At 71.1% G+C, this 15,920-nt stretch carries 6 protein-coding genes; all 6 read right to left on the bottom strand.

The genetic code is table 11. The annotated features are described in order from the left end of the window. Window positions 1-12: 12 nt before the first annotated feature. The 6 genes from WHN02_RS19365 to WHN02_RS19390 all read right to left on the bottom strand — a co-directional run bounded on the left by WHN02_RS19365 (window position 13) and on the right by WHN02_RS19390 (window position 15,523). On the bottom strand, window positions 13-402 hold the full coding sequence (locus WHN02_RS19365; protein WP_434740121.1) for a nuclear transport factor 2 family protein: 390 nt from the start codon (window positions 400-402) through the stop codon (window positions 13-15). Window positions 403-491: 89 nt separating this feature from the next. After that, a complete protein-coding gene (locus WHN02_RS19370) occupies window positions 492-1,301 on the bottom strand; it encodes a thioesterase II family protein (protein ID WP_434740122.1) in 810 nt (269 codons plus the stop codon). Window positions 1,302-1,303: 2 nt separating this feature from the next. Further along, window positions 1,304-2,389 (bottom strand): Gfo/Idh/MocA family oxidoreductase, encoded by a 1,086-nt coding sequence (locus WHN02_RS19375; protein ID WP_434740123.1) that lies wholly within the window; start codon window positions 2,387-2,389, stop codon window positions 1,304-1,306. Then, window positions 2,386-3,444 (bottom strand): saccharopine dehydrogenase NADP-binding domain-containing protein, encoded by a 1,059-nt coding sequence (locus tag WHN02_RS19380; RefSeq protein ID WP_434740124.1) that lies wholly within the window; start codon window positions 3,442-3,444, stop codon window positions 2,386-2,388. Before WHN02_RS19380 ends, WHN02_RS19375 begins: the two co-directional genes overlap by 4 nt. Beyond that, a complete protein-coding gene (locus tag WHN02_RS19385) occupies window positions 3,441-8,897 on the bottom strand; it encodes an amino acid adenylation domain-containing protein (protein ID WP_434740125.1) in 5,457 nt (1,818 codons plus the stop codon). The genes WHN02_RS19380 and WHN02_RS19385 overlap by 4 nt, the downstream gene beginning before the upstream one ends. Continuing rightward, window positions 8,894-15,523 carry an amino acid adenylation domain-containing protein gene (locus tag WHN02_RS19390; protein WP_434740126.1) on the bottom strand — a complete coding sequence of 2,210 codons (6,630 nt, stop codon included), beginning with the start codon at window positions 15,521-15,523 and terminating at the stop codon, window positions 8,894-8,896. Before WHN02_RS19390 ends, WHN02_RS19385 begins: the two co-directional genes overlap by 4 nt. Between the last annotated feature and the right edge of the window lie 397 nt (window positions 15,524-15,920).

Here is a 15,920-nt window from a genome sequence, read left to right on the forward strand (position 1 = left end):
TCGGGTTCGGCGTCAGCTCTCCTGGGTGGACACCGGGGTCTGCTGGTGGAACATCAGCTTCCACCCGCCGTCGCGCCGGACCCAGACGCTGGACATGTAGAGGCGGAAGGTGCCCCGCCCGGCGACCTGGGCGTTCGCCCGGTACGTGATGACGGCGCTGTCCGGGCCGAGGGGGACGACCCGCTCCTGGTCGAGGGTGAACCCCTCGAAGGGGGAGGTGTTGCCGTCGATCTCGGCCACCAGGTCGTCACCGGTGGAGACCCCGTCGTGCTCGACGACGAGGGTGTCGGGGGTGACAAGCCTGCGGTAGAAGTCCCCGTCGGCAGCGGAGATCGCCCGCCAACCCTCCTCCTCCAGCGCGAACAGTTCCTTGGTCAGCTGCGTACTGTCGATCGTCGTCACCGCTTTTCCCTCCTTTTAGCACTTTTCCGGATACAGCCTATCGATCACTGCTTTTGCCCGCTACACGGCCTTCGCTCCATACCGGATGGTCAGGGGGTCGACGGCCACGACATGGTGACCGGGGTACCCGGTCGCAGGTCCGCCAGAACCTGCCGGACCATCGCGACGGGTTTCTCCACCAGGTAGAAGTGGTCCCCCGGGAGCACCCGGGCACGGAACTCCCCACGCGTGTAGCCCCGCCACGCCTCGGCCTGCTCCGGGGTGACCTCCGGGTCGCTGTCACCGCAGAGCGCGGTGACCGGGGTGTCCACCACGACGCTCCCGTCGGGCTGGTACGTCTCGATCAGCCGGTAGTCGGCCCGCAGCGCCGGGAGGACCAGGTCCCGCAGGGTCTCGTCGCCGAGGACCGAGTCGTCGGTGCCGCCCAGCCGGCGCAGGTCGGCCAGGAGGGCCTCGTCCCCGCCGCCGTGCACGTCGGTGGGGGGTTGCAGGTGCGGGGCGGGTCGGCCGGAGACGAACAGCCGGGCCAGCGGGCGACCGGTACGCCGTTCGAGCTCCCGGGTCACCTCCACCGCGACGGCCGCCCCCATGCTGTGCCCGAAGACCGCCAGGTCGGGGCCGGCGACCGGGGCCAGCGCGGCCACCACCGGCTCCACCAGCTCGGACATCCGGGTCGCGCACGGCTCACCGGCCCGGTCCTGCCGACCGGGGTACTGCACCGCCCACAGCTCCACCCCGCGCGGCAGCAGCCGGGCCCACTGGTGGAAGAAGCCTGCCGACCCGCCCGCGTGGGGAAGCGCCACCAGTCGGATCGGCGATCCGTCCGGGGCCGGCTGGGGGTTGTTGAGCCGACGCAGCCACCGCTGTGCCCGCTCGTCGACGACCATCGCACCGGTCATCGTCACGTCTCCTCGCTGTCGGTGGCGGTCTCCAGGTCCAGGTCCCGTAGGGACAGCGGCTGCGGCGCCGCGACGTCGAGCAGTTCGGGCTCGCCGAGCCGTACGCTGGCGTCCCGCCAGGCCTGGCAGACCGCCAGCTGCGCCTGCCCCGACGCCAGGGGGTCGGCGCCGGCACGGCTGTCGCGGTGCAGCGCCTCCAGATGGCGGTACGCCGCGTCCGGCCACAACCGTCCGACGATCTCCCGGTAGCTCGGGGCGACGGCGGGGCCGTACGCCTCGGCGCTGGGCTCGTCGAGGTGTCCACCGGGGGCCTCGTCGAGCCGGGCGGCAGTGCGCCCCTGCTCGGGGAAGTGCGGGCGGGGACTCCACACCACCGGGCCGTGGGTGTTGAGCAGCGTCAGGTTCCCGCCCTCCGCGCCGACGGTGATCCGGTGCAGCAGGTGGGCGTGGTTGTCCGGGTCGGACACGTGCAGCTGGTTCTGCACCCGGATCGTGGTCGGGACACCCCGTACCCGGCCGGTGAGGGTGCTGAACGGCCCACCGCGCGGCACTGTCTCGTCGAAGGACCAGGGCCGGAGCCCGCCCAACGCCAGGCGGAGGATGTCGAACAGGTGGTAGAAGACCTGGAGGCCGCAGGTGGCGTCCACGTAGAGCAGTCGCTGCCGACCGGCGAGCGCCCGCGCGGCGCGGACGAACCGGCGTACCGACTCCACCTGGCCGTAGTGGGTGCTCACCTGGTGCAGGACCCGGTGGCGGCGGGCCACCCGCAGCGACTCGGCCAGCTCGTCGTGGTGCAGCGGCCCCTCCTGCAACACGTGCACGCCCCGGCTGGTCAACCGGCGGGCCAGTTCGCTGCCCCCGCCGCCGTTGACCCCGGCGTACACGGCCACCACCGCCAGGTCCACGTCGTCGGGGAGCCGGTCCACGTCGGTGAAGAGGGGCACCCCGGCCCGCTCGGCGCACGCCACGGAGCGGCTGCTGCCCCGGGCGAGGATCCCGGCCAACCGCAGCGGCCCGTCCGGTCGGTCCAGGGCACTGAGGTACACGCGGCCGAACCCGGTGCCGCAGACCACGACGTTGGCTGTCACAGCGCCCCCTCCTCCACCACCGCGGCCTCCTCGACCACGTCCAGTCGGTGCACGGCCGGGGCGGCGGCGAGCCGGTCCAGGGCGCGCTGCGGGTCCAGCACCCGTCCGGCGTGGCCGACCCCCTCGGGGATCCGGCCCGCGAGCAGCTCCTCGACGGCGAGCACCGCCGCCGAGGCGGTCAACCGGTAGCTGTCGGCGCCGCGCAGGACCAGCACCCGGGTCCGTGGTCGGCCGGCGGACTCGCCGTCGAGTTGGAAGACCATCAGCTGGTACGCGGGCCTACCGAACAGGTCCAGCCCGGCCGCCCGGACGACCTGCTCGGCGGCGTCCGGGGCGTCGGCGTCCACCCGGCCGAGCACCGACAGCGCCCGGTCACCGTCGAAGACGTGGTACCAGTGCACCTCGTCGACGCCGAGCGTCTCGCCGAGCCACTGCGCCTCGGCGCTGAGGAACGGGTGGGCGGTGACCCGTCCCGGGAAGTAGGGGATCTCCACGTCGCGCAGCGGTTCGAGCCGACCCGGCACCGACCGGCCGTCGATCCAGGCCGCCGCGGAGCGGCTCGTCCGGTCCCGCATGCCCGCCAGGTAGTCACCGGCGGCGGCGGGGGTGAACCGGTCCCGGCCGCCGAGGTGGGCTGTCAACCGGTGCAGCCTGTCGAAGTCCACGGCGAGGGCCCGGGGCAGCAGCGTCGACAGGCCCGGGGTCATCCCGGCGCCGAGCACCACCCGCCGCCCGGCGGGCACCGTCTCCGGTGCGACCAGGTCGGCGGGTCCGACGTAGTCGGCTCCGGCGGCCAGTGCCGCGTGCAGCACCCGGTCACCGATCCGGTCGGCCGGTCCGGTGCAGTCCACCACGATGTCGCAGTCGGCGCAGAACCCCGCCAGGGCGTCGGGGTCGTCGACGTCGACGACCAGACCGCGCTCCCCCGCCGCCGCGCGGACCGCGTCGCCGCGCCGCCCGGCCGGGCGGACCGTCACGGGCAGGTCGTCGAGCAGGCCGGTGACCTCCGCGCCCACCCCGCCGTAGCAGCCCAGCACCCCGACCCGGGCGGTCACCGTGGACCGCCGGTGTGCAGGTCGCCGAGGACCTCGACCACAGTGGCGGCGTGCGGTTCCCGCAGACAGGTGAAGTGGTCGCCGGGGACGTCGACGATCGACAGGTCACCCAGGCAGAGCCCGCGCCAGTACTCGGTCATGTCCCGGCGCAGCCACGGCAGGAAGCCGGTGTCGTCGCTCTCCCGCAGGAAGGTGATGTCCCCGGCGTACGGGGTCGGGCGGTGTCGGGTCACCGCGGCCATGCTCTGCCGGTACAGCTCGTAGAGCGACGTCAGGTCGAGTTCCGGGGTGTCGTCCCCGTCGGCCTGTCCGGCGATCGCGGCCAGCCGCTGCGCCGGGGGGTGCCGGCGGAGCGCGGCGAAACGGGCGGCCGCCTCGGCCAGGTCGTCGTCGCCGGTGAGGGCGTCGAGGGCACCGGTGGGGACCCGGTCCGGGGTGGCGGCGAGGACCGCCTCGAACGACCTGGCGATCACCGCGTCGGACGGGTAGCCCAGCGCCTCGGTGTCCGCCCCGACCAGTCGGGCGAAGACGTACTCGAGGACCAGGTCGTCCTCGATGGTGTGCGGCAGTCCGTAGCTGCTGATGATCGTCAGGCTCGACACGGTGGCGCCCGCCTCGGTGAGCTGCCTGGCGATCTCCAACGCCACCAGGCCGCCCATGCAGTAGCCGACGACGTGGAACCGCCGGTGCCCGGTGGCCAGCAGCCGCTCGGTGTAGTCGGCGGCGCGGCGTTCGAGCAGCCCCGCCGGGTCCTCGCTGCGGTACGGGTCGTCGGCGCCGACGGCCAGCCCCACGACCGGACCGGAGCGGTCCAGCAGCGGGATCACCGTCCGGTACGCGGCGAGGGTGCCCACCCCGTCGTGCACCAGGACCCGTACCTGGTCCCCGTCGGTGTCGGCGAGCGGCACCAGCGGGTCGACGGGGGTGTCACCGTCGTGGCCGCCCCGGGTGGCGTCGGCGGCGGTACGGACGGCGTCGGCGAGCCCGGCCACGGTGGGTCGGTTCATCAGGGCGCGCAGGAGCGTGTCGTAGAGCATCCCCTGGGCCTGTGGAATCTCCTCACGGACCCGTCCGGCGAGGCGGGCGACGAGCAGGGAGTCCCCGCCGAGCTGGTAGAAGTCGTCGTCGCGGCCCACGCCGGGCAGCCGCAGCAGGTCGGCCCAGACGGTGGCGAGGCGCTGCTCCAACTCGTCGACGGGGGCGCTGTGGGTCGAGGTCGTCTCGCCCGGCTCGCGTCGGGCCCAGCCGTGCAGCACGGCGGTGTCCACCTTGCCGTTGCCGGTGACCGGGAGAGCGTCGAGGATCTGCGTCTGGGCGGGCACCATGTACTCCGGGAGCCGCTCGGCGAGGTGCCGGTTCAGGTCGTCGACGCGGACGGGTTCCCGGTCGGCCTTGAACCGGGCGGCGAAGACGTGCTGTCCGAGGGGGGCGGTGACGTCGTCGGGGCGGGGCAGGGTGAGGACGGTGTCCGCCTGCGCCTCGGCGAGGAGGTCCCGCCACTGCGCCACGGTCAGGAAGGTCTGGTCGTGGCCGCGCCGCAGGTCCTCGTAGTCCCACTTGTCGGGGTCCTTCTCCGGCATCATGAACTCCATCGAGGTCATGATCTGGACGTTCTCCCTGGTGGTCTCGATGAAGACCAGCCAACCGCCGGGGGCCAGCAGTTCACGGAGCCGGGCCAGCACCACCCCGGCGTGCCGGGAGTTGTGCAGCACGTTGGCGCAGAGCACCACGTCGACGCCGTTGGGGAGGTGCCCCTGCTCACGGGGGTCGGTGTTGATGTCGAGCAGCCCGTACCGGACCCGGTCGCCGAAGCGCCCCTGCGCCTCGGTGAGGAAGAACTGCGACACGTCGGTGAACAGGTAGTCCACGTCGGCGTCGGCCAGCTCGGGGACGACGACGGTACTGGTGCCGCCGACACCGGCGCCGACCTCCAGCACCCGTAGGGTGTCCGACCTGTCGGCCGCCAGCTGTCGCAGCAGGCCGAGGACGGCGTGGTTGACGTAGCGGCTGATGACGTTGTCGCGGTAGGCGGCGTACGAGGTGTCCAGTCGTCCTTCGGGGAACAGCAGCGGGAGCGGGTCGACCTCGTCGCGCAGCAGCTGCGGCAGGAGCCGGGTGCTGGTCCGGAAGTAGTCGATCAGCTCGGCCTTGTACTGGTCCTCGCGTTGCAGTTCGTCGACGGCGGCCCAGGCCGCGGCCGGATCGTCGTGGCCGTCGCGGTCGGCGCGGCGGTACCCGTCCCCGGCGCGTTCCAACATGCCCGCCGCGACCAGCGCGGCCAGCCAGCGGCGGACCAGCCGGTGGTGTCGGGGTGCCACCCCGGCCCGGGTGACGACCTCGTCGGCGGTGTGCCGGTCCCCCGGGTCGGCGAAGAGTCCCGCGCCGGTCAGGGCGTGGAGCATGCCGAGGAGCCCGGCGTGGTCGAGCCGGCGCATGAACTCGGCCGTCTCGTCGCGGTCCACCCCGGCGGTGGTGGCGTCACCGGCGGCGACGGCCGCCGCCGTCAGCTCCTCGGCGCGGGGGTCGGGTCGGGCGTCCCGGCCGGCCGGTTGGACGAACGCGACCAGGCGGCGCTGCGTCGGGTCGTCCCCGTCGACGAGGACGTGGGCCGCCCCGACACCGGGATGCGCCCCGAGGGCGGCCTCGACCTCGGCCAGTTCGATGCGGTGGCCGCGCACCTTGACCTGACGGTCGCGGCGACCGAGGAACTCCACGACGGCGTCCTGCCGGTAGACGCCGACGTCACCGGTGCGGTAGAGCCGGCCCAGCTCGGGGTGGTGCACGAAGCGTTCGGCGGTCTGCTGCTCGTCGCCGAGGTAGCCCGTCGCCAGTCCGGCCCCGCCGATGTGCAGCTCCCCCGGCACGTGCTCGGGGCAGTGGCGTCCCCAGGCGTCCAGGACGTGGAAGGTCTGGTTGGCCAGGGGGGTGCCGTACGGGATGCTCGGCCAGGTCGGGTCGACCCGGTCGATCGGGTGGAAGATCGACCAGATGCCGGCCTCGGTGGCGCCGCCGAGGCTCACCTGCCGTAGCCGGGGCCACCGGGCGCGGACCCGGTCGGGCAGGTGGACGGGGATCCAGTCGCCGCTGAGCAGCGCCAGGCGCAACGAGTCGAGGTCGTCGCGGGGCTCCACCGACAGGTAGTCCTCCAGCAGTTGCAGCTGAACCGGCACCGAGTTCCAGAGCGTGACCCGGTGGGTGGCGACCAGTTCGGCCCAGTGGGAGGGGTCGCCGCGCCGGTCGGCGTCGGGCAGCACCACGAGTCCGCCGACGCCGAGGACCCCGAACACGTCGTACACGCTCAGGTCGAAGCCGAGACCGGCCAGGGCCAGGACCCGGTCGTCGGCGGTGACGTCGAACCGCCGGTTGACGTCGGCGATGGTGTTGAGCGCGGCCCGGTGCGACATCATCACCCCCTTGGGGGCGCCGGTGGAGCCGGAGGTGTAGATGACGTAGGCGAGGTCGTCGGCCGTCCGGGCGGGGGCCGTGGGGGTCGTCGCCGTCGGTTTGACCTTGTCGACGGCGACGACCGGCAGGGTGAGGTCCGGCTGCAGCCACGACTGGCTCAGGACGTGGCGTACCCGGGCGTCGGCCAGGATCCGGTCGCGGCGGGCCGCGGGCTGACCGGCCTCGATCGGCAGGTACGCCCCACCGGCGAGCAGCACTCCGAGGACGCCGACGACCTGCTCCCATCCCTTCTCCATCACCAGGGCGACCAGGTCGCCCGGGTTGCCTCCCGCCTCGCGCAGGGCCTCGGCGACCGCCCCGGCCTCGGCGACGAGTTCGCCGTAGGTCAGGGTGCGACGGCCGTCGACGACGGCGGTACGCCCCGGTTCGCGGGCGGCGGCGGCGAGCACGCCGTCGGTGAGCAGCCCTTCGGGGAGGGCGGCGGGGACGTCGTTGACGGCGGCGCGGCGACGCAGTTGCCCTTCGGGGAGGACGACGGGGGACGGGTGCGACCAGGTGGACTCCGTACCGGCCAGGCGTCGGAGCAGGTCGTCGAGTTGGGCGAACATCTCGTCGACGACGTCGTCGGCGAGCACCCCCTCCCGGACGTCCCACCGGACGTGCAGGTCACCGTGTTCCTCGACGGCCTGCGCGTCGATCCACACCTGGGGGGTCTGGCTGCGGCCGTACCCGATGCGTCCGTCGAGGTCGTCGGCCGGGGCCGGCGCGTCGTCGGTGACGCCGAGGGTGCTGGTGAACACGACGGGCATGAGGGCCTCGGCGCGTCCACGGCGACGGCCGATCTCCCGCATCACCTCGACCCCGCCGAAGGAGCGGTGGTCCATGTCGGCCCAGAGCCGGTCCTGCATGCCGGTGGCGCGCTCGACGAAGGCGGCGTCGCCCGAGGTGTCGACCTCCAGGAGGCTGACGGTGGTGAAGTCGCCGACCAGCCGGTCGACCTGGGGGTGCAGGGGTTCCCGGTTGAGCAGGGTCAGGTTGAGACAGAAGCGCGGGTGTCGGCTCCACCTGCCGATCACCTCGGCGACTGCGGCGAGGACCACTGTCGACGGGGTGAGCCGGTGCTCGCGGGCGCGGGCGCGCAGGGCGTCCCACTGCGTGGCGGGCACCACGGTGCCCAACCGCCGGAACCGGGCCGGGCCGTCGGCGTGCCGTTCCCGTACCGGCAGTTCGGGGGCGCCCGGGAGGGTGTCCAGCCGGGACAGCCAGTACTCCCGGTCCCTGTCGTACGCGGCGGTGTCCCGGGTGCCGCGCCGGGCGAGGAGGTAGTCCCGGAAGGTGATCTCCAGGTCGGGCAGGTCGCCGCCGGTGTAGAGCTGCCGCAACTCGTCGAGCAGGACCTGGGTGCTCAGGTAGTCGGCGACGAGGAAGTCGATGGAGACGTGCAGGACGGCGCGTCCGTCGGTGAGGGTGACCGCGAGGGCGAACAGCGGCCAGCGTTGCGGGTCGTAGCGGTGGTGGTCCATCCGGGCGCGGGTGTCGGCCAGTGCCGTCTCGACCCGGTCGGCGGGTTCGCCGCGCAGGTCGGTCACCGGGACGTGGTAGCGGGGGACGTCGGGTCGGACCTGCTGGGAGCCCTGCGGGTCGAACACGGCGCGCAGCATGTCGTGCCGGTGCACCAGCCGGTCCCAGGCGTCCTCCAGCCGGTCCGGGTCGAGGTCGGCGAACTCCACCTCGGCGTAGACCTGGCAGGGGCTGTCGCCGTAGTCGTACAGGTCGGAGCGGCCCAGCAGGTACGACAGCTGCACCTCGGTCAACGGGAACGGGTCGTGCCGGTGGTCGGGGTCGGGCACCACGGTGGTGGCCTGCGCGGCCAGGTGCGCGAGGACCTCGTCGCGGTGTTCGGTCAGGGCCCGGCGCCGGTGTTCGGTGAGTGCGCCCTTCGGGCCGCGGAACCGGAGTCGGCCCTCGTCCTCCCACAGGTGCACGCCGAGGTCGCTCAGTTCCGCGACCAGCTCGGCGGCGGTCGGCGTGGTCGGTGAACTGGTCATAGGACGCCTTCCTCGAAGCTGTCGATCAGTTCTGCCGTCTGCGCGACGGTGGGTGCGGCGAAGATCTGCCGCATGGGGATCTCGACCCCGAAGTTCTGGCGGATCGCCTCGACCAGTCGGGTGGCCAGGAGGCTGTCCCCGCCCAACGCGATGAAATTGTCATCACGACGAACCTCGGCCACCCCCAACAACTCAACCCAGATCGCCGCCACCCGCTCCTCCACCTCACCCCGAACCGGCTCACCCTCCACCACCGGCCCGTCCTCATCCACCAACCCCACCAACACCCGCCGATCGACCTTCCCATTCACCGTCAACGGCAACTCGTCCAACACCACACACACCGACGGCACCGCATACGACGGCAACCGCTCACCCAGAAAATCAGCCAACCCATCAACATCCGCACCCTCACCCGGCACCACGAACGCCACCAACCGCAACGGATCCCCCACCGCCAACACCACCGCCGACACCACCGACCCGAAAGCCACCAGAGCCGACTCCACCTCACCCAACTCGATCCGATGCCCCCGCACCTTCACCTGATCATCAGTACGCCCCAAGAACTCCAACGTCCCATCCGACCAATACCGCCCCACATCCCCAGTCCGATACCACCGCTCACCCGCGAACCCCACAAACCGCTCACCCGTCCGCACCACATCATTGCAATAACCCGACGCCACCCCCACACCACCGATCCACAACTCCCCAGCCACCCAGTCCGGACAATCCCGCCCCCGCCCGTCAACCACCCGAAAACGCTGACCAGACAACGGAACACCATACGGAACCGACGACCACCAATCCGGAACCTCACCCACCTCACACCAATTCGACCACACCGCAGCCTCCGTCGCCCCACCCAACGCCACAAACCGAACCGACGACCCCACAACACCCCGCACCCGACCCGGCAGATCCAACCCCACCCAATCCCCCGAAACCAACACCACCCGCAAACCCGACAACCCCGAACCACCCCCACCAGCAGCCACCAAAACCATATCCAACAACGCCGGAACCGAATTCCACACCGACACCCCGAACCGACCACACAAATCCAACCAACAATACGGATCCCGCCGATCACCCTCACCCACCAACACCACACCACCACCCACACCCAACAAACCGAAAACATCAAACACCGACAAATCGAAATCCAACGCCGACACCGCCAGAACCCGATCCCCCTCCCCCACACCAAACCGACCACACACATCCACCACCGTATTCACCGCCGCACCATGCGACACCACCACACCCTTCGGCTCCCCCGTCGACCCCGACGTGAAAATCACATAGGCGCGGCTGTCCGGGTCGACTGTCACGGGGGCGTCCAACGGCGGGTGGGCGTCGGCGTCGGTGAGGTCGTCGAGCACGAGGCCGACCTCGGCGGCCCGGTAGATGCGGTCCCGTCGGGCCGGCGGCTGGTCGACCCCGACGGGGACGTACGCCGCACCGGCGGCGAGGACCCCGAGCACCGCGGCGACCTGGTCCGGGCCTTTGGGCAGGTGGACGGCGACGGTGTCGCCGGGGCGTACCCCCCGGGCGGCGAGCAGACCGGCGACCCGTAGTGCCCGGTCGGCGAGGTCCCCGTAGGACATCTCACCGCCGTCCCACAACAACGCCACCCGCTCCGGAGCCGACACCGCACACCCGAAGAACCCCTCATGCAACAACCGACCCGACACCACCGGACCACCCGTCGCATTCACCCCCGCCCGCACCACCCGCTGCTCCACCGGCAACAACCCCGGCACCACCTCCGACCAGTCACCCTCCACCAACCACTCCAACAACCCCACATACGCACCGAACATCGCATCCAACACACCCGGCGCGAACAACTCCTCCACCGCGTCCCACACCAACGACACACCACCGTCACGCTCCACCACCTGGTGGTCCAACCACACCTGCGGGGTCTGGGAGACACCCCAGACCCGTTCGGCGAAGGAGGGTTCGACGACGACGTCGTCGGTGACGCCGAGAGTGCTGGTGAAGACCACCGGCATGGACACGTCAAGGCGTCCCCGTCGGCGGGCCAGTTCCCGCATCACCCAGACCGCCGAGACGTCGCTGTGCTCCAGGTCGCGGCCCATCTGCCGCTGCATCCGGCGGGTGGCGTCGAGCCAGCTCTCCTGCGGCTCGGGTCGGTAGCCGACCAGCAGCAGGGAGGTGAAGTCGCCGAGCACCCGGTCGACGTCGGGGTGCACGTCGCGGCGGTCGAAGAGGGTGACGTTGACGGTGAGGTCGGGCTGGGCGCTCCAGGCTCCGAGGACCTCGGCGAAGGCGGTGGCCAGCAGCGCGGAGCCGGTGATGCCGTGGCGGCGGGCCTGGTCGCGCAGCCGCTGCCACTGCGGCTGCGGCAGGTGCTGTTCCCGGCGGACGAACCGGGGCTGCTTGACGTCGGCCGGGTCGACGGCCAGGGGTAGTTGCGGCCCGTCGGGCAGCACCTCGACCCGCTGGGACCAGTACCGCCGGGAGGCGTCGAGTCGCTGCGGGTCGGGCTGGGCGGTCAGGACGTAGTCGCGGAAGGACAGGCCGATCGGCGGCAGGTCGGCGTCGGGCCGACGGTAGAGGGTGTCGAGTTCGCGCATCAGGATCATGGCGCTGAGGGCGTCGATGAGGATGCTGTCGATGCTGACCGCGAGGCGGACGCGGCGGTCGCCGTACCGGACGGCCCGCACGTCGAACAGCGGCCACCGGCCCGGGTCGAGGACCTGGTGCGACATCGCGTCGCGCTGGGCCTGGAGTTCGGTCTCGTCCTCGCCGGGGGCCGCGTCGACGGTCCGGATCTCGAAGCGGGGCACCTCGGGCAGGATCTGCTGGTCGCCGTCGGGCAGGAACCGGGCGCGCAGCATCTCGTGCCGGTCGACGAGCGTGTCGAGCGCCTCGGTGAGCCGGTCGAGGTCGACGTCCCGGCCGTCGTACTCGGTGTAGAAGTGGCAGCCGACGCCGCCGAGGGCGAAGGTGTCGGTCCGGCCGATCCAGTAGGCGCGCTGCACGTCGGTGGGGGGGAACGGGTCGTACCGGTGCTCGGGGTCGGCGGTCAGCTGCGGCGTGGTGGGGGCGGTGTCGCGGCGGCGCAGCCCGGCGGCGAAGCCGGCCAGTTCCGGGTCGGCGAAGAGCCGGCCGAGTTCGGCGTCGGGGTATCCCTCGGCGTGCAGTCGGGAGATCAGTCGGGTGGCCAGGAGGCTGTCCCCGCCCAACGCGATGAAATTGTCATCACGACGAACCTCGGCCACCCCCAACAACTCAACCCAGATCGCCGCCACCCGCTCCTCCACCTCACCCCGAACCGGCTCACCCTCCACCACCGGCCCGTCCTCATCCACCAACCCCACCAACACCCGCCGATCGACCTTCCCATTCACCGTCAACGGCAACTCGTCCAACACCACACACACCGACGGCACCGCATACGACGGCAACCGCTCACCCAGAAAATCAGCCAACCCATCAACATCCGCACCCTCACCCGGCACCACGAACGCCACCAACCGCAACGGATCCCCCACCGCCAACACCACCGCCGACACCACCGACCCGAAAGCCACCAGAGCCGACTCCACCTCACCCAACTCGATCCGATGCCCCCGCACCTTCACCTGATCATCAGTACGCCCCAAGAACTCCAACGTCCCATCCGACCAATACCGCCCCACATCCCCAGTCCGATACCACCGCTCACCCGCGAACCCCACAAACCGCTCACCCGTCCGCACCACATCATTGCAATAACCCGACGCCACCCCCACACCACCGATCCACAACTCCCCAGCCACCCAGTCCGGACAATCCCGCCCCCGCCCGTCAACCACCCGAAAACGCTGACCAGACAACGGAACACCATACGGAACCGACGACCACCAATCCGGAACCTCACCCACCTCACACCAATTCGACCACACCGCAGCCTCCGTCGCCCCACCCAACGCCACAAACCGAACCGACGACCCCACAACACCCCGCACCCGACCCGGCAGATCCAACCCCACCCAATCCCCCGAAACCAACACCACCCGCAAACCCGACAACCCCGAACCACCCCCACCAGCAGCCACCAAAACCATATCCAACAACGCCGGAACCGAATTCCACACCGACACCCCGAACCGACCACACAAATCCAACCAACAATACGGATCCCGCCGATCACCCTCACCCACCAACACCACACCACCACCCACACCCAACAAACCGAAAACATCAAACACCGACAAATCGAAATCCAACGCCGACACCGCCAGAACCCGATCCCCCTCCCCCACACCAAACCGACCACACACATCCACCACCGTATTCACCGCCGCACCATGCGACACCACCACACCCTTCGGCTCCCCCGTCGACCCCGACGTGAAAATCACATAGGCGGTCGCCTCCGGGGGCACCGACACCGGCTCGGTCGACGCCGTGGCGCCCGTCGCGTCGGCGACGGTCAGCGGACGGACTCCGGCCGGCCAGTCCTGGTCGGCGTCGTCGGTGAGCACCCACCGCACCTCGGCCTGACCGAAGATCGACGCCCGACGCAGCGTCGGCTGGTCGACCCCGACGGGGACGTACGCCGCACCGGCGGCGAGGACCCCCAGCACCGCGGCCACCTGGTCCGGACCCTTGGGAAGGGTCACCGCGACCCGGTCACCGGCACCGACTCCTCGTTCCCGGAGGGCGCCCGCGATCCGCAGGGCCCGGTCGGCGAGGTCCCCGTAGGACATCTCACCGCCGTCCCACAACAACGCCACCCGCTCCGGAGCCGACACCGCACACCCGAAGAACCCCTCATGCAACAACCGACCCGACACCACCGGACCACCCGTCGCATTCACCCCCGCCCGCACCACCCGCTGCTCCACCGGCAACAACCCCGGCACCACCTCCGACCAGTCACCCTCCACCAACCACTCCAACAACCCCACATACGCACCGAACATCGCATCCAACACACCCGGCGCGAACAACTCCTCCACCGCGTCCCACACCAACGACACACCACCGTCACGCTCCACCACCTGGTGGTCCAACCACACCTGCGGCGTCTGCGACAGCATCCAGCCGAGCCGACCGAAGACCTCCTGGACGTCCCGGCCGACCAGGTCACCCATGCCGATGGCGCTGGTGAACACGACTGTCGCGGGGTGCCGGTCGTCGGGCCGCGACCGGGTCAGGTCCCGCAGGACCTCCACCCCGGCGTACTCGCTGTGGCCGACGTCGGTCCGCAGCCGGGTCTGCAGGGCACGGACCCGCTCGACGAACGGCACCGGTTCGGTGACGTCGACCTCGAGGGGTACGAGGTTGGTGAAGTCCGCGACGATCCGTCCGACGTGCGGATCGGTGATCTCCCGGTCGAACAGCGGCAGGCTGAGCAGGAACCGCTGGTTGGTGCTCCACGCGCCCAGGACCTCGGCGTACGCGGCGGCGAGGACCACCGACGGGGTGACCGCGTACTGCCGGCAGACCTCCTCGAACCGGTGCCGTGCGGCCGCGTCGAGGAGGTGGTCACGGCGGCGGAACCGGGACGCCCCGACCTGCTCGGGTGGGGTGGACAGCGGCAGTTGCGGCGCGGTCGGCATGGTGGGGATCCGGGACCGCCAGTACTCCCGGGCCCGGTCGCGGGCCTGCTCCCGGCGTCGCTGCCGACGCAGCAGGTAGGTGGGGAAGCCGTAGTCCAGTTCGGGCAGTCGGGCGTCGGGGCCGTCGGCGTAGAACCGGGTGAGGTCCTCAAGGATGATCTGGATGCTCAGGACGTCGGCCACGAGCAGGTCGAAGTTGACGTGCAGGCGGTGCCGGCCCCCGGGCAGCAGGGTGATCCGTACGTCGAAGACCTCTCCCCGGGCGACGTCGAGCCGCCGGTGGGCCAGCGCCTCCCGCTGCTCGGCGAGGTGACGCTCGGCGTCGGCGTCGGGCGCGTCGCGCAGGTCGTGGACGGTGAGGCCGGGCCAGGTCGACTCGCTGTCGATCTGCTGGGTGCCGTCGTCGAGGAAGCGGGCGCGCAGCAGCCCGTGGCGTCGCAGCACGGCCCGCACGGCCTCGTCGAGCCGGGCGGGGTCGACCGGGGTGGTGGCGTCCCCGTCGAACTCGACGTAGAAGTGGCAGCCGACACCGCCGAGGACCTGGTCGTCGCGGCGGCCGATCCAGTAGGCGTGCTGCATCGGGGTCAGCGGGAACGGCCGGGTCTCGTCGACCTCCACCTCGGGGTCGTCGGCGTCCGCGTCGGGGTCGTCGGCGTGGGTGTGGCCGGGGTCGGCGGCGGCGAGCACGTCCCACCAGTGTTCGAGGGTGGGCCGCTCGACGAGGTCGGCGAAGCGGAGGCGGACGCCGCGGCGGCGCCACTGCCCCACCAGCTGCATGATCCGCATCGAGTCGAGTCCGTGTCCGACGAGGTCGTCGTCGGGCGCGAGGTCGGTCGGCGGCACCGCGAGGTCCCGCGCCACGTCGGCCTGCATCTGCTGCGGCGTCAGGCCGACGTCGGAGGACGCGGTGGGGTCGGGACGGGCCGTCCGGCCGGGGACGTCGTCCGGTGCGGACACCTCGGTCACCGGGACGTCGACGTCGACGGCCCCGACACGGAGCTGACCGACGAAGCTACGGGAGTCGTCATTTCGCTGCGCCACGGGAGTCACCATTGCACGCCGACCGACAGCCCTCAACTCAAGTGCTGACGGTGGCGTGAATACGCAATTTTGAGGGGTACCCGATCGGGCACCTCCCCATACCCTGAAAGTGTACGTAGGAATACCTAACATCTGCGGTGGAGAGCCAGCACACTCCTTCCTACCTGCGGTTTAGCCGACCTGGAATCGGGGAACAGCTCTATGTGGAGGCAGTACCCGAACGGCGACGAGACACATTATCCGACCCGTACCCGTACTATCTGTTGCCGATTTTCCAAGCGCGGGCTACCGTCTCCACCCAAGGACGATATTGGCGCGGATAACCCCTGACCGCGGATACCGGCGGGGGTCAGGCAGCAATTTTCCCCATCGGCGGTGGTCATGGCACAATTGCAGC

The organism is Micromonospora sp. SH-82 (assembly GCF_051132485.1).
Classification (GTDB): domain Bacteria; phylum Actinomycetota; class Actinomycetes; order Mycobacteriales; family Micromonosporaceae; genus Micromonospora.